This window comes from Marinobacter arenosus (genome assembly GCF_019264345.1).
In the GTDB taxonomy this organism is placed as follows: domain Bacteria; phylum Pseudomonadota; class Gammaproteobacteria; order Pseudomonadales; family Oleiphilaceae; genus Marinobacter; species Marinobacter arenosus.
The window spans coordinates 165,931-181,769 of record NZ_JAHVAO010000001.1 but is presented as its reverse complement, the minus strand read 5'-3'; the positions used below and the strand labels follow the sequence as shown (position 1 = coordinate 181,769).

At 56.9% G+C, this 15,839-nt stretch carries 14 protein-coding genes and 2 tRNA genes; 7 read left to right on the top strand and 9 right to left on the bottom strand.

From position 1 onward, the window contains the following. Positions 1–4 precede the first annotated feature (4 nt). The gene (fadB, locus tag KXD86_RS00865) at positions 5–2,152 is read right to left on the bottom strand and encodes a fatty acid oxidation complex subunit alpha FadB (protein ID WP_218634208.1); all 2,148 of its coding nucleotides are present in this window, start codon (positions 2,150–2,152) and stop codon (positions 5–7) included. A 440-nt stretch (positions 2,153–2,592) separates the two neighbouring features. Here fadB and KXD86_RS00860 point away from each other — a divergent pair, with 440 nt between their 5' ends. Together KXD86_RS00860 and KXD86_RS00855 are read left to right on the top strand one after the other, a co-directional pair. Beyond that, entirely contained in the window at positions 2,593–3,411 is an 819-nt protein-coding gene (locus tag KXD86_RS00860) for a hypothetical protein (RefSeq protein ID WP_218634207.1), read from the top strand. A 156-nt stretch (positions 3,412–3,567) separates the two neighbouring features. Then, complete coding sequence (locus KXD86_RS00855) at positions 3,568–3,999, top strand: universal stress protein (RefSeq protein ID WP_218634206.1); 432 nt, start codon at positions 3,568–3,570, stop codon at positions 3,997–3,999. A gap of 62 nt (positions 4,000–4,061) precedes the next feature. Here KXD86_RS00855 and KXD86_RS00850 read toward each other — a convergent pair whose 3' ends face one another. The 7 genes from KXD86_RS00850 to KXD86_RS00820 form a co-directional block, all read right to left on the bottom strand. After that, complete coding sequence (locus KXD86_RS00850; protein ID WP_218634205.1) at positions 4,062–4,730, bottom strand: DUF6901 family protein; 669 nt, start codon at positions 4,728–4,730, stop codon at positions 4,062–4,064. Further along, positions 4,727–6,664 carry an ATP-binding cassette domain-containing protein gene (locus KXD86_RS00845; RefSeq protein ID WP_218634204.1) on the bottom strand — a complete coding sequence of 646 codons (1,938 nt, stop codon included), beginning with the start codon at positions 6,662–6,664 and terminating at the stop codon, positions 4,727–4,729. Before KXD86_RS00845 ends, KXD86_RS00850 begins: the two co-directional genes overlap by 4 nt. A gap of 8 nt (positions 6,665–6,672) precedes the next feature. Continuing rightward, a complete protein-coding gene (locus KXD86_RS00840) occupies positions 6,673–7,467 on the bottom strand; it encodes an MOSC domain-containing protein (protein WP_218634203.1) in 795 nt (264 codons plus the stop codon). Positions 7,468–7,602: 135 nt separating this feature from the next. Further along, positions 7,603–7,678, bottom strand: a tRNA-Gly gene (locus KXD86_RS00835). A gap of 104 nt (positions 7,679–7,782) precedes the next feature. Beyond that, entirely contained in the window at positions 7,783–8,556 is a 774-nt protein-coding gene (locus KXD86_RS00830; RefSeq protein WP_218634202.1) for a murein L,D-transpeptidase catalytic domain family protein, read from the bottom strand. Positions 8,557–8,699: 143 nt separating this feature from the next. After that, positions 8,700–9,431: a TetR/AcrR family transcriptional regulator gene (locus KXD86_RS00825; RefSeq protein ID WP_218634201.1), complete on the bottom strand. Its 732-nt coding sequence runs from the start codon at positions 9,429–9,431 to the stop codon at positions 8,700–8,702. 105 nt (positions 9,432–9,536) lie between these two features. Continuing rightward, positions 9,537–10,139, bottom strand: coding sequence for a DUF924 family protein (locus KXD86_RS00820; RefSeq protein WP_218634200.1), 603 nt, complete (start codon positions 10,137–10,139; stop codon positions 9,537–9,539). 101 nt (positions 10,140–10,240) lie between these two features. On the opposite strand from KXD86_RS00820, the gene KXD86_RS00815 reads away from it, so the two are divergent. The 3 genes from KXD86_RS00815 (at position 10,241) to KXD86_RS00805 (ending at position 11,759) form a co-directional block, all read left to right on the top strand. Continuing rightward, positions 10,241–10,612: a sirohydrochlorin chelatase gene (locus KXD86_RS00815; protein ID WP_218634199.1), complete on the top strand. Its 372-nt coding sequence runs from the start codon at positions 10,241–10,243 to the stop codon at positions 10,610–10,612. 56 nt (positions 10,613–10,668) lie between these two features. Next, complete coding sequence (locus KXD86_RS00810) at positions 10,669–11,571, top strand: TIGR01777 family oxidoreductase (RefSeq protein ID WP_218634198.1); 903 nt, start codon at positions 10,669–10,671, stop codon at positions 11,569–11,571. Between the two features lie 112 nt (positions 11,572–11,683). Next, positions 11,684–11,759: transfer RNA gene (locus KXD86_RS00805), tRNA-Glu, on the top strand. A gap of 37 nt (positions 11,760–11,796) precedes the next feature. Here the strand turns inward: KXD86_RS00805 and ccoM are convergent. Further along, positions 11,797–11,940 (bottom strand): cytochrome c oxidase subunit CcoM, encoded by a 144-nt coding sequence (gene ccoM / locus KXD86_RS00800; protein WP_218636846.1) that lies wholly within the window; start codon positions 11,938–11,940, stop codon positions 11,797–11,799. Between the two features lie 247 nt (positions 11,941–12,187). Between ccoM and KXD86_RS00795 the strand changes: the two genes are divergently transcribed. Both KXD86_RS00795 and KXD86_RS00790 read left to right on the top strand, forming a co-directional pair. Then, on the top strand, positions 12,188–14,605 hold the full coding sequence (locus KXD86_RS00795; protein WP_218634197.1) for a bifunctional diguanylate cyclase/phosphodiesterase: 2,418 nt from the start codon (positions 12,188–12,190) through the stop codon (positions 14,603–14,605). A gap of 18 nt (positions 14,606–14,623) precedes the next feature. Further along, entirely contained in the window at positions 14,624–15,820 is a 1,197-nt protein-coding gene (locus KXD86_RS00790; RefSeq protein WP_218634196.1) for an acetate/propionate family kinase, read from the top strand. Positions 15,821–15,839 lie beyond the last annotated feature (19 nt).

Here is a 15,839-nt window from a genome sequence, read left to right as displayed (position 1 = left end):
AGGGTTAGCCAAAGAACTTTTTGCCAGTCTTGGCCATTTCACGCAGCTTCTCGGTCGGGTGATAAAGAGGACCAAGATCTGCGTACTTGTCTGCCAGCTCGACGAACTTGTCTACACCCATGTCGTCGATATAGCGCAGGGCGCCACCACGGAACGGCGGGAAGCCGATACCGAAGATCAGACCCATATCCGCGTCGGCCGGATCCTCAACGATGCCGTCTTCCAGGCAACGAACGGTCTCGAGGCACAGCGGGATCATCATCCGGGCAATGATGTCTTCTTCATCAAAGTCCTTCTTACCCTGAACAACAGGCTCAATCAGCTTGTAGGTTTCTTCGTCTACAACCTTCTTGGGCTTGCCCTTCTTATCGGTTTCGTACTTGTAGAAACCCTTGTCGTTCTTCTGGCCGTAGCGCTTGTTCTCGAACATCACATCAATGGCGGACTTGTTCTCGTCCTTCATGCGATCCGGGAAACCTTCGGCCATCACTTCGTTGGCGTGTTTGGCGGTGTCCATGCCGACCACGTCCAGCAGGTACGCGGGGCCCATCGGCCAACCAAACTTTTCCATTACCTTGTCGACTTTCTGGAAGTCAGCACCGTCGCGAACCAGGCCGGCAAAGCCGCCGAAGTACGGGAACAGAACGCGGTTGACCAGGAAGCCCGGGCAGTCGTTGACGACGATCGGCGTCTTGCCCATGGCCTTGGCGTAAGCAACCGTGGTCGCGATAGCGCGATCACTGGTCTTCTTGCCACGGATAACCTCAACCAGGGGCATCATGTGTACCGGGTTGAAGAAATGCATGCCACAGAAGTTTTCCGGGCGCTTCAGGTTCTTGGCCAACAGATCAATGGAAATCGTGGACGTGTTGGAGGTCAGGATGGCGTCTTCACGAACCGCATCTTCGGTCTCGCGCAGAACCGCGTCCTTCACCTTCGGGTTCTCAACAACCGCCTCTACTACCAGGTCAACGTTCTTGAAGTCGCCGTAGTTCAGCGTGGGCGTAATGCTGTTCAGCACGTCCGCCATCTTGCTGGCGTCCATCTTGCCCTTGGACACACGCTTGGCGAGGAGCTTCTTGGCCTCATCCAGGCCCAGCTTGATGCCGTCCTGGTTGATGTCTTTCATGATGATCGGCGTGCCCTTGAGAGCCGACTGGAAGGCGACACCGCCACCCATGATGCCAGCGCCCAGTACCGCGGCCAGATTGACCTCGTTGGCTTCTTTTTCCCAGGCCTTGGCTTTCTTCTTGAGCTCCTGGTCATTCAGGAACAGACCAACCAGACAGGCAGCAACGTTGGTCTTCGCCATCTTGGCAAAGCCCTTGGCTTCAACTTCAATCGCCTTGTCGCGGGTCATGCCAGCATGCTTCTGCATGACCTTGATGGCCTCAACCGGAGCCGGGTAGTTCTTGCCAGCCTTGCCGGCAACGAACGCCTTGGAGATCTCGAACGCCATCATGCTTTCCATGGCATTGAGCTTGATCTTGCCTTTCTTTTCTTCCCGACGGGCCTGGTTGTCCAGCTTGCCGTCGTTGCACTGATTGATGATGCCAACGGCAGCCTCTACCAGCTTGTCGGATTCGACAACCGCGTCGACAGCACCGACTTTCAGTGCCGCGTCAGCCCGGTTCTCGGTGCCACCGCTGATCCACTCAACGGCGTTATCCACACCCACCAGACGAGACAGACGTACAGTACCGCCGAAGCCGGGGAAGATACCCAGCTTGACTTCCGGCAGCCCGACCTTCGCTTTCTTGTCCATGACGCGGTAATCGGTGGCCAGGCACATTTCAAAACCACCACCCAGCGCCATGCCATTAATGGCGGTCACGGTCGGGAACGGAAGGTCCTCAACCGCATTGAACACTTCGTTGGCCTTGAGGTTGTTGGCTACCAGATCCTCTTCCGAGCCGGCAAACAGCTCGGTGAATTCGGTAATGTCGGCGCCAACAATAAAGCTGTCCTTGGAACTGGTAACTACCAGACCCTTGAGGTTCTTCTGCGCTTTGATTGCGTCAGTAGCGGCACCCAGCTCTTCGATAGTGAGACGGTTGAACTTGTTCACTGACTCGCCCTGCAAGTCAAAGTTCAACTGAGCGATCCCGCCTTCGATCTCTTTAACCGTGATGGCTTTACCTTCGTAAATCATCAACTGATCTCCAGTCTGTGTTTGGAACTGCTTCCAGCCACCCGACCATCCCTCAACCCGGTGATCGCAATGGCTGTTTGTGCAGCGAGATTTCGGTCACTGCCCGATCATTCGATCCAAAATTCATACAGTCGTTTGAATCGTGAGGGCACACGATGAAAAAAAAACGGACGTTTGTCAATTTGTTTCTTGTTGGGGAGGCAGAAAAGTCACTGCGCCTCGGGCAACGCCGGGAATGAATTCACTACTTTTCTGCTTTTTCACAGGCGTACGAAAGACCGCTGAGACGATTGACGAATCCAATCTCTTAAATTTCATACTTGTTTACAGTTGTCGCCCGCTAGGCGGCCAAAACCGCTTGATTGGCCGTCGAACTTACTTTAACTTCGAGCTACGACTTTGGTCCACAATAATAAAACAGCATTACGGAGATCCATCCGATGAAAGACACTCGCCTGCGGGTTCGCTCCCTGGTAGCTGCCCTGGTACTGCTCGCCTTCACGTCGCTGGGTGTCAAAGCCCAGGAAACTGCCGGCGGATTTCTCTCGGACTTGCACGAATTCCGCGTCAACAACTACATGGCGCTCGACGCTTACTACCGATTCAGCGCCAGCGGCGACACCGAGACACTGAACGAGATTGTGCTCGGCATTAATTCCGCCAATGACGCCATGAACACGATCATCGGAAGCACCACGGGCGTATTGTCGGCCGAACAGATCGAAGGATTGAACCAGGAGTTTGACAAGTTCAAGAGCCTGATGCGCAGCAACATCAACGACGTTCGCAAGACCGGCTACCCGGATCTCCGCCTTGTGTCCGACATGGCCAACCAGGCACTGACCATGAACAACATGGCGACCGATCTCTACCAGGTTGCCCAGGAAAGTGGTCAGACGGAAACCAGCCCCCGAATCGAAGCCGCCCGATCAGCCGCGGTCAAAATGGCCCAGATGATGGCCAAATACTCGGTTCGTACCAATTCATCCGTCTCACAGACCTTCCAGGGCTCCGCCACTGAAAAGCCGCTCGACGAGCAGGCTCGGGAGTTCGACCAACTGCTTGCGACCGTCATGCGGGGCGAATCGGGCGCGGAACTGAAAGATGTGATGGAAGACGTATCGTCGAAATGGGAGTTTATCCGCGGCTCTTACATCAACTACAACGAGAAAAACGTCGGTTTCGTTATTGATCGATACTCCAAGGGAATTCTCAAGGGTCTTTCAACGACCATTGAGTTGTTGCAGAGCAACGTCTGACCTGCCCCTCCCCGATGATCTCTGACGGGTGTAATTGCCCGTCAGAATTCAATTTTCTCCCCGTTTAATTGATGCGCATCAGTTACCAGCTAAACTTTTCGGAATAGATTCCAAGTACTACTCTAAACATATTTCCGCGTACGAAGGAGTGATGCGATGTCCGCCTACAAGAAAATGCTTGTTGCCATTGATCTCACTGAAGAAGCTCCGCAGGTGTTGAACAAAGCCAAGGCCGTATGCGAAGCACACGGTGCTGAATTAATGCTGATTCACGTGGTAGAGCCGGTTGGATACGCGTATGGCGGCGACATTCCCATGGACCTGACCGAACTTCAGGACCAGTTGGACAAGGCTGCCCATGAGCAGCTTGCAAGCTATGGCGACCAGTACGGCATCCCCAAGAGTCACCAGATTGTCACCGTTGGCCGTCCGGAATCAGAAATTCATCGGCTTGCGAAGGAACAGGAAGTGGATCTAGTTATTGTCGGGAGCCACGGCCGGAAGGGCTTTCAGCTATTGCTGGGATCCACCGCGAATGGCGTTTTGCATGGCACGGAGTGCGACGTACTCGCGGTAAGAATCAACTGACCGAAGTGAGAGCCCGGGAATGCGTCCCGGGCTTATTCCGGCATTCGATTGTTCGTAAACCGTTACTGCACTTCCCCGCCCATCTTGGCTTCCAGTTTTCGTAGCTGGCTTTCCAAAGAAAAGCTGACACTCGAGGCCATTGAAAAGAAATTCAGCAGCGCCTTCAGATTGCTGTCGCCTTTGCAGACGGAGTGGATTCTCTGCCACAGCGCCTGATTGACCAACTGAAGCCGCTGGTTCCGCTCTACAAGCCCCTTCAACTCCCAATCCGGTTCCTGATGATTCCGCTTGGCAAAATACTGTTGAAGCAAGTAGTGCGAGACGCTGCGCATAATAAATTCATCACTGTTGGCAAACGGCAGATGATGAACCGCCATCGGTTTCAACTCGGTCAGCACCGGGCAGCCACTGGTCGCCATCTTCAGTCCCAGCAGCGACCGGAGCGCCTCCTCCAGCGCCGTGTGCTTTACGTAGCTCCGGCGCTCATCGGTGACGGTGACCTCAACTTTCTGATAGGCGTCCTCGGCCTGAAAGGCTTCCACAACCGGCAGGATTTCTGTCGCTGCCGGGCAATTCGCCGCTTCACTGGCCTTCAATGGGCAATTCGAACACTGGCAGTGCTCCAGTTTGACCCAGGAGGGCTGCTTTTCCGACACCTTTGTCGGCTCGTCGGTCACCTTGAACTCAACCGCTCGCCCGTCCTGAAACCTGAAACTGTAATTAACATTCATTGACTTGCCTGTTCCTCCAGCTCCATCCACCGCTCAATCACCTGCTCCAGCCGGGCTTCCCTGTCCGCCAACTCTTCGAGAGTCGCTGATACTTCGTTCGGTGGACCTGAATAAAAATCTGCGTCTGCGATTGTACTCTGCAGTGTGGCAATTTCCTGTTCCAATGCCTCAATTTTTCCAGGTAATTCATCCAACTCAAGTTTTAGCTTGTAACTGAGTTTTGCGGGCTTTGATTTTGTCGACTGGCCCACAGGTTTGGCAGCCTGCTTTGCGGACTTACCGTTCTGGCCAGTCCCGGTGTGCTTATCCTGTTTGTCCGGACGATTCCCGCCGGCTTCTGACGGAAATCTACCACCCTGGCGGCGCCAATCGCTGTAACCGCCAACGTATTCACGCACGTGGCCCGTTCCATCCAGGAAAACCGTCTCGGTCACCACATTATCCAGGAATTCACGGTCGTGACTGATAACAATGACCGTCCCCTTGAACTCCGCAAGCTGCTCTTCCAACAGCTCAAGCGTTTCCACGTCCAGATCATTGGTCGGCTCATCCAGAACGAGGATATTGGCGGGCTTGCTGAACAGTTTTGCCAACAGGAGCCGTGCCCGCTCCCCACCGGAGAATACCCTCACCGGAGACCTGGCCCGCTCCGGGGTGAACAGGAACTCCTGCAGATACCCGAGCACGTGTTTGTTCTGGCCATTGATCTCAATGAACTCGCGGCCCTCCGAGAGGTTGTCCAGCGCATTCCTGGTCAGATCCAGTTCTCCGCGCAGCTGATCGAAGTACGCGACCTGGAGATTGGTACCCAGCCGAACCGCCCCTTCCGTCGGTTTAAGATCCCCGAGCAGCAGGCGGACCAGGGTGGTCTTTCCGGTTCCGTTCTCTCCAACAAGCCCGATCTTGTCTCCGCGAAGCACCGTCAGGTTCATTTCCCGAATGATGTCTGCACCCTGTCCGTAGCCAAAACCGGCATCCCGGGTCTCAACCACCAGCTTGCCTGAGCGAGCGGCATCTTCCACCGCGAAACTGGCTGTGCCGCCGCGAACCCGGCGTTGGCGATGCTCTTCCCGCATCGCTTTCAAGGCCCGCACACGCCCCATATTCCGGGTCCTCCGGGCTTTGATACCCTGGCGGATCCAGGCCTCCTCCTGTTTCAGGCGCTTATCGAAGAGGGCATTCTGTCGTTCCTCCTCCTCGAGCGCCTTTTCTTTCAACTCAAGATACTTGTCGTAAGTGGCCGCAAAACTGACCAGGTGGCCACGATCCAGCTCCACAATCCGAGTCGCCATACGGCGGATGAACGCCCGATCGTGGCTGACAAACAGCATCGCGCCCCGGAACTGTCCCAGCGCTTCCTCGAGCCACGCGATGGCGGGAACATCGAGGTGGTTGGTGGGCTCATCCAGCAGCAGGATATCGGGCTCCCCGACCAGCGCTCTGGCCAACAGGACGCGACGTTGCCAGCCACCGGAAAGCGTATCCAGCCGCCGCTCCGGATCGATTCCGTACTGGGCGAGAATGGTGGTCACTTTCTGGTCCAGGCGCCACCCATCCAGCGCCTCCAGTCGCTCCTGAACCTTCATCAACCGATCGAGACTGGCTTCATCAGCCTGTTGCGACAGGTGGTGAAATTCAGCCAGCAACCCTCCGGTTTCCGGAAAGGCTCCGGAGACAACTTCGTAGGCGGTTCGCGCATCCTCGGTTGGCAGATTCTGCGGCAGGACCGCCAGCACCGCCCCATCCTCAAGGCGCACCAGGCCGCCATCGGGAACCACCTCGCCACTGACGATCTTCAGCAGGGTCGATTTACCCTCCCCGTTTCGCCCAAGCAGACACACTCGCTCACCGGCCTCAACAACCAGCGAGGCCTGATCGAGTAAGGGCTGCATTCCATAAGCCAGGGACACTGAATCCAACGTTAACAATGGCACGTCCGGTATTACTCCGTTTTGGTGATTTTGACTGGATCGCCCACACGAACCCATCCTTCCGACTCATGAATCGCGTTCATGCCAAACATGACACCATCGTCGGTGCGCCGATACTTGGACAGGGTTCGAAGTGGCTGAACGGCGGCGTCTTTGACACCGGAATCCGGGTCGACGGTGGTCATGACGCAACGGGAGCAGGGTTTGACCAGATCGAATTCACACTCTCCCACACGCAGTCCCCGCCAATGATCCTCTGCCCATGGCGTAGCCCCCTCGACGACGATGTTCGGACGGAAGCGGCGCATCTCTACCGGCTTGTCCAGGCGACCGTTCAGCTCCTCGAGGGACGCGAGATTGGTGATTAACAGCGGAAACCCATCGGCAAAACTGACCCGACGCAAGTCCCGGACACGGGCGGCATCAACCCTTCGAAAGGAGTCGTCCGGCATGTAAACGAATCGGAGAGCTTTACCACAGAATTGACTGAGAGCTTCGCTAGCCTCAGCCTGCCCAACAATCGCCTGTGTCCAGTCGCGCCAGACCAGCGCCCGGAGGGATTCGCCTGACGGGCACAGCGTGTACCGGCCCTGCCCCGGAATTGCGACTTCAACGTCGTCGCCCCTGCGGAAGACGCCGATCCGCGCGAGCTCAGGATGGTTTCGCTGGGTGACGAATTGCCGGTCGGCGTCAATGATCATCCATCTCCGGTCTCCGACAGGACCAAAGTCGTCCAGCGCAAACTCATCCACCGGAATGCCTGCGAGAGATTTCACGGGATAAACCCAGAGCGAGTGGACTTTCATAGGGGTGCGCCTCCGGAGCCGTCGTCATGCAGCGATCAAGGCTGCCGATTATACCTGACCGGGCTTGGCAACGCCGAGTTTGAGGGTAGCAGAAACGAAAAAACCCGGTTTCTCGCGAAACCGGGTTTTGTAATCTGGAGCGGGAAACGAGATTCGAACTCGCGACCCCAACCTTGGCAAGGTTGTGCTCTACCAACTGAGCTATTCCCGCAGTGCTGAACGGTTGATACCGACAACGGAGGCGTATTCTACGGATCAGGCGGCGGTCGTCAACCTCTTTTTCCGAACTTTTTATGGATCTTTTCGAACCGCCGATTAACTGTTTACGGGGTAACCAATTTCGGCTTTGTCAGCGATCCCGCCTGCCCCGCTTTCAGTGCCGTCAACCTCGCCTGCCACAGTGCCATCGGTGCAATTCAGGTATTCCGAGCCGCGAAGCCATTCCTGGTCGGGGTAATACTTGAACACAAACTGGCCATCCTTGAGGTTATCCACCACTCGCTCAATGACCCGGCTATCAACAGCCGGACACCCATGGCTTCGGCCAATCCTGCCATAACGGTTTATCCAGGTCTCATTCACGTATCCAGCGCCATGGATGACAATGGCCCGTTCACGAGCCCGATCGTTGAACCCCGGTTCAAGTCCATCCAGACGAAGCGAATACCCGTGTTTGCCATAGTAGGATTCGCTGCCTCGAAACAGGCCAATACTGGATTGGTGGCTACCCTCGACGTTCGAAAACTCTGTTGAAAGAACGTTCCCGGAGTTTTTTCCGTGCGCCACCAGGTCACTCAGGACCAATTTTCCAAGGTTCAGATCAAAGATCCAGAGCCGCTTTTTCGCCGAAGGTAACGAGAAGTCGATAACAGCAAGCCGTTCCGGCACCGCGAGCCCAGCAGACACCGCGCAACGGGAGGCGTTGAACGCGGCTTCGAGTACGAAGCCATCAAGCAGTGGCGCAGCGGCCGTCAAACGATCCAGAAGTTCATCGTTCAAAGAACCAGATCCAGCCTGGGCAGAGACAGGAAAGAAGGAGCAAATGAATACAGCGAGCGCTGGGCGCAGACATCGTCCCAAACAGACCATCAAGTTTCCCCAATAAAACGCGGGGGTGCCGCAACGGAAACCCCACCTCAAGAGATGATGCGCATTCTATCAGGCCAGCTTGATACATCCCTCAAGATGTACAATTTCTATACGAATTGACATCAAAGGCACGACTGAAGCTGCTAGACACCCACACCGAGGGCGAGATCAACGATCCTGTCGACGGCTTTGTGGAGTGAATCCTCCTCGCCCTCGGGCAGGCCCAGGAGCATGTCGTACCCCATGCCAAGCGCCACGTTGACGATCAGTGCGGCATCCCTTTGCGGGAGTGGCGAATCCAGTCGAGCAAGCAGTTTTTCCAGGCCGGCCATCCATGCCTGCCGGTAGCTACGCGCCAATTTTGCCAGTCGCTCATCGCGCAGCGCCTCCATCAGAAAGACCTGCTCCGCAAGGATTCGCTCGCGTCCTTCCGTAAACTGACTCTCCAGGTAGGCCGACGCTATGGCGGAAAGGCGGCGGGCAAGATTCCAGCGTTCCGGACTGGTTCGCGACAGTTGCTCTGGCGGCTGGCTATCGAGGACAAGGTTGATCGTCTCGTAAAAGGCCTCGAGGTCGCCGCTCGCCTTTTCGGCAAACAGCAGAAACGCATCGCTGATCAACTCACCGATATCCCGGAAATAGTAGGTAGTGGCCGCCAAAGGAACCTCAGCCTCGCGCGCCACAGAGCGATGCTTGATGCCCCGGATACCGTCCCGGGCGGCAATTCTCAACGTCGCCTCAAGGATCTCGCGTCTGCGTACCTCACTCTTGGCACGGGCTACGCGGCGCCCTCGGTAACCCGGTGACTGTTCCCTGTCGTAATGACCTGAACCGGTACCGCAAACCTCTTCAAACCCAGCCTGATCCTCTGCCATGCGTCGTTCCGTCAATACCTGTTGCTGTTTTCACCGCCAGTATGACGTAACGCCCCGCCCCAAACATTGATAGGTTCTGCAATTTTCACCTACCCGCAGCGAGGATCACTGGCCGAATCGGGACCCGCCGGCAAGATACTCTTGTTCTTCGGCCGTAGACGCACGTCCGAGGGCCTTGTTCCGATGGGGAAATCGGGCAAACCGACGGATTATGTCGTGATGGTCCCGGGCTGATTGGGCAAAACTTTCAAGAAATTCACGGAGGATACCGGATGACGACGCAGCCAGTTGCTCATAGCACTCCACAGACGTGCGCTGATCCTCGATGCGTTCGGAGTGCTGCAAAGGCATGTACAGAAAAGCCCTGTGTACTGGCTCAAGGACGACATCCTGCCCCTTGTTCATCGCCTGCCGGCACAGCTTCCGCGCCTGAACGTCCTGGTCAAAGGCCATTGCGACGCCACGGAAAATATTCCGGGAAAACTGATCCAGCAAAATGATCTCGGCAAGGACGCCACCCGGTTCGCGCCGCCAGTGATCAAGCCCCTGTTCCGAGGCGAACAGCACCATGGACAGAAACCGGCGCCGGATCTCCTGATCGAAACGTCGGTCTGACCGAAACCACCGGTTACGGTGATCCCTGTCGGGGAGTCCATGGTCATCCAGTTCCCCGAACCAGAAATCCAGAATTTCTTTCCAATCGAACATTACCGGGTACCCTGCTATTTTGAAGGTCTGCGCACCCCACTCTCGGGTGAACGGTGAAAATTTACGACAGGCCCCCTAACTACGATGACTCAGGAGCGCTGATGAGCAACCGCATTATTCTGTTGGCACATGGAAGCAGTGACAAGCGTTGGTGTGACACCTTCGAACATCTGGCCACTCCCACCCTCGAAGCGGTGGCGGATTCCCGCATCGCCTACATGGAACTGGCCGAGCCCTCACTGGATGACGTTGTGGCAGACGGCGTCGCCGACGGTGCCTCCCGATTCACCATTGTGCCGCTCTTTCTTGCGGCCGGGCGCCACCTTCGCAAGGATGTCCCCGCCATGATCAAAGCCCTCGAGGAAACGCACAACGTTCACATCGAACTCGCGCCGCCAATTGGCGAGAACCCGCAACTTGGGGAGGCCATCAAAGACGTGGTTGTTCACCAACTGACCGAAACCGCCGGGTAAGCCGGGGTTTCCCGGAAACCTTCCGCCAGGGACGACGACCAAGGAGCACGAGACCAATGACAAAGCGCATTCTGATTACCGGGGGCACTGGCTTCATAGGCAAAGTTCTGTGCCGGGAACTGCTTGCGCGTGGGCATGAGCTAACTGTCTTCAGCCGCCAGACGACCGAAGACGTCCTGGCCAGCTGCGGTCGGGTGGAACCAACTCAGGACCTCAATCAGCTCCGATCCCACCCTGGCTTCGACGCCGTCATCAATCTCGCCGGCGAAGGGATAGCGGACAAGCGTTGGTCTGAGCAGCGCAAGCGTCAGCTCAGGGACAGCCGAATAGGCGTGACTGAAACGCTTGTCGACGTTATCCGCAGTTGGGAGTCGCGCCCGACGGTTCTGGTTTCAGGATCGGCGGTGGGGTTTTACGGCGACCAGGGTTCGTCAGTGGTAACCGAAGAGACCGCGCCCCATGACGAATTCACCCATCAGCTATGCCGGGACTGGGAGAATGCGGCGCTGGCCTTGAGCGATGAGGGGGTTCGAATCTGCCTGTCCAGAACCGGTGTCGTGGCAGGACCGGGCGGTGGCTTCCTGTCCCGGATGGTGCCGCCGTTCAGGCTTGGACTGGGCGGCAGACTTGGCAGCGGGCTGCAGTATATGCCCTGGGTGCATAGAGACGATGTGGTCAACGCCCTGATCTGGATGTCTGAAACCGAAACAGCTGCCGGGCCCTACAATGTTGTCAGCCCGAATCCGGTGACCAATGCCGACTTTACTCGCTGCCTTGGCCGGGTTCTCCATCGGCCCACGCTTTTCCCGGCGCCAGCTCCGGTTTTGCGAGTGGCGCTTGGCGAAATGTCCCGTCTCTTATTGACGGGCCAACACGCCATCCCCGCCAAACTGACCGGGCAGGGATTTGAGTTCCGTTACCCGGAGCTTGAGCCGGCACTCGCGGCTTGCGTGAAATGAGGCAGGCCGGGAGGCGTACGCCCTAATTTTTTTTAAAAAAGGCGTTGACACTCCCGGGAGGCTTTCTTAATATACGCGCCACCTCGACGAGGCAAGGTTTTGAAAACGTTGCGTCCCCTTCGTCTAGTGGCCTAGGACTCCGCCCTTTCACGGCGGCAACAGGGGTTCGAACCCCCTAGGGGACGCCATTTCTTTTCCTTGACCGGCGGGGCACTGTTCCCGCTGTCAGGTTGGTTTACCGCCACGCTCTCCGCGTTCCGCCCCCCGGCCATGCGCCTTCTGGTCTTTCATAACGAAGATCCCGACGCCCACGAAGAAACCCAGAACCAGCAGTACGGCAACAATCCCAGCAATAACAACCGCATCCATATACATTTTGTCTTCTCCTACCAACGATCTAATTCATTGAAATCAGAATACGCCGGCTGCGAATCAGGGGTATTGACCCACATCAACGGAAAGCCGTCATAAGACGGGTTCAAAATACTGAACCGGACCACATTTCTCTCGATTTTTCCTGTATTTGCAAAGCAATGAAAAGAAACTGCTGCTATAGTCGAAAAGGTAACGACTCCTCCGTTCCCCGAAACCAGACTGGGTGGCAGAAGTTCACGGCATGCCAAAACTGTCGACACGGCTCCAACGATTCCGAAAAGGTTCTCCCCTATCCTTCCGGCTGCTGGCGTGGATACTTCTGTTCAGCTCGGTTTTTACCCTGATCGCTTCCGGCATCCAGATCTACTCTGACTACCGCAAAGACCTGTCCCAGATTGATAATCGCATGGAGGTTGTGGAGTCAGGGTATGCCTCCAGCCTTGCAAGAAGCCTCTGGGCCCTCGATCAGAAACTGCTCCAAACACAGATGGAGGGCATACTCAGCCTTCCGGATATCGTGCACCTGAGACTGAGGATCGAGCCGGACTCAGAGCTGGTGATGGGGGACATAGACCGGGGCGCACAAACCCGGTCACACAGTTTCAGCCTGGTCCATCAGGGCGACGAAATGTTCAAGCTGGGCGAACTCACCGTCACCGCCGACCTCAAGCGGGTCTATGAAGAGATGGAACGAAAAGTCGGCGTGATTCTGGCCACCCAGTTTCTGAAAACGTTCTTCGTATCGATCCTGATCATCCTGATCTTCCAGCATTTCGTGACCCGACACCTGTCTTCGATGGCGGTTTATGCCCGGGACTTTTCCCTCTCCAATCTCTCCCGGCCTCTGGTTCTGGACCGTCCTGACACCCCATCAAACCGGAATGATGAACTTGGCCGAGTGACCGAAGCCATCAATCAGATGCGCGAGCGCCTGAACGACGACCTCGCACGCCAGGAGCGGGACGCGGCCGAAATCCACAAATTCTCCAAAGCCATAGAACAGAGCCCCTCGTCGGTCCTGATTTGTGATCGCCAGTGGCGGATCGAGTTTGCCAACCAGAAATTCACGCAGCTGACCGGCTACGACGCCCAGTCCATCCTTGGCAAGCACCCAGGAGCACTGGGGGAAAGCAGTGTCGAGAACCGGGAAAGCCGGCATCTGTGGCAGTCGATCCGACTCCAGGTTCAGCGCGTGGGTGTCTGGCAGGGGGAAGTGAATAGTGTCCGGAAGAGCGGCGAGCGGTTCTGGGAGCAGCTGATCGTGACTCCGATCAAGGATGCCTCGGGCCAGGCCACGGGATACCTCATTCTTGGCGAGGACATCAGCATCCGCAAACGCTATGAGCAACAGTTGTTGCGTCAGGCGAACTACGACATTCTGACGGGCCTGCCCAACCGGATGCTTGCGTTGGACCGGCTCAAGCTGGCGCTGGCCCAGGCACGGCGTGAAAATACATTGGTTGGGGTGATGTTCCTGGATCTCGACAACTTCAAACACATCAACGATACCCTGGGGCACGATGCCGGCGACAACCTGCTGATAGAAGCCGCGCGTCGGATTTCCAGCTGTTTGAGGGGAACCAGCACCGTTGCCCGGTTGGGCGGCGACGAGTTCCTGGTCATCCTGCCTGGCCTGAACGGCCCCGAAGCCTCCTACCAGGTTGCTGACCGGATCCTGAAGACGTTTGCACCGCCCTACATTCTCAATGGCCAGGAGGTCTTCGTTACCACCAGTATCGGTATTGCGATCTTCCCCACGGACTCCGACAACAGTGGAACCCTGCTGCAGCACGCAGACGCGGCCATGTACCAGGCCAAGCACAAGGGCAAGAGTGCCTATGCCCACTTTGCGCCCGAGATGACAGAAGTCTCCCACGAGCGATTGCAGATGGAATCACGGATGAGGCGAGCGCTTGAACTGCAGGAGTTCGAACTGAACTTCCAACCGATCGTCCACACCGATTCCGGCAACTTGTGCGCCGTTGAAGCCCTCCTCCGATGGAATAACCCGACCATGGGTATGGTCATGCCCGACCGATTCATTCCGCTGGCCGAGGAAACCGGCCTGATTATCCCGATCGGCGAATGGGTCCTTGAGGAAGCGTGCAAAGCGGCGGTCGAGTGGAAAGAGATAGCCGGCCGGGACGTCGGCATCTCCGTCAACGTGTCGCCCCGGCAATTCCGCGATCCCGGTTTTACCGATATTGTCATGCGGGCGCTGACGAATAGCGGCCTAGCCGCCGATCAGCTCGAACTGGAAATCACCGAGCGCCTGATTCTCGATAACTCCATTGAGACGGCGGAAATACTGCGCCACCTCGACCGCGCCGGCATACGCCTGTCAGTGGACGACTTCGGCACCGGCTATTCGGCGCTCAGCTACCTGAAGAGTTACCCTTTCGACACCCTGAAAATCGACAAATCCTTCGTCCAGGATGTCATGAAGGAACCCGAAGATGCCTCGCTGGTCCGAGCTATCATAAACATGGCCCACAGTCTGGGGCTGCGCGTGATCGCCGAAGGTGTCGAAGAAGAAGCGCAGACGCATTTCCTCAAGCAGGAAGGCTGCGACTTTTCCCAGGGCTACTTCTACAGTCGCCCCCTTCCCGCGCGTGACTTCGAGAGCTGGCTCAAGACCAACCAGCGCGTACAGATCTGAATCAGGACCTCTGGAACCATGGAAGACATCATACTGGTCGTCAATTGCGGCAGTTCGTCGCTGAAACTTGCCGTATTCGACAGCCATTACAATAAGGTCGTCTCGGCCCTCGCCGAACGACTGAGCACAGACGACGCCTTCGCCCGCTTTGCCGGTGATGAAGCGCCGCTGTCATTGCCGTCAGGCGCCTCTCACGAAGCTGCCCTTCAGGCGCTGATCGATGCCTTGAGGGCTCGTGGAATCCTGGAACGGGACCCCGTGGCTATTGGCCACAGAGTCGTCCACGGTGGCGAAACCTTCCGGGAGGCGGCGCTGCTCGATGATGATGCCATCACCGCCATCCGGGATTGCTCGGGTCTGGCGCCCCTGCATAATCCCGTCAACCTGTCTGGCATCTCGGCCACACGTGCCCTGTTCCCCGATGTGCCCCAGGTCGCCGTTTTTGATACCGCATTCCACCAGACCTTGCCGCCCAGAGCGTTTCACTACGCCCTGCCGGAAGCCTATTACCGCGATTGGGCAGTAAGGCGATACGGCTTCCACGGAACCAGCCACTACTTCATGACCCAGGAAGCCGCTCGACTGTTGGGCATCACGCCGGCCGGCACTTCGATCATCTCGGCCCATCTCGGCAATGGCTGCAGCATCGCCGCTATCCGGGATGGCATCAGTGTGGATACCAGTATGGGGCTCACTCCCCTGGAAGGCCTGGTGATGGGCACACGGAGCGGGGATGTTGATCCCGGCCTGTTCGATTTCCTGGCCGGCAAAGGCATTTCCGCAACCGAGCTTCACGAGGTGTTGAACAAGAAGAGCGGACTGCTCGGGTTGTCTGGCCAGTCAAACGATATGAGATCCTTGTGCGAACTGGCTGATCACGGACACAAGCCCTCCGAGCTGGCGATCGACGTTTTCTGCTTCCGCCTGGCGAAATACATAGGCTCGATGATGGCCTCGTTAACAAGGCTGAATGCGCTGGTCTTCACCGGTGGTATTGGAGGGAACAGCGCGCGAGTCAGGCAACAGACATTGAGTCACCTGCGACTTCTGGGCTTCGAGCTCGACCCGGAACTCAACCAATGCAACGGCCTTTACAGCGACGGTCGCATCGACAGCGAAGGCTCTCGCTTTCCGATCATGGTGATCCCGACCAACGAAGAGCTGGTTATCGCCCGGGAAGCGCTACGCCTCGCTGAAACATCACAAACGGTCTGACCGGCTTTCCAAGGATTCT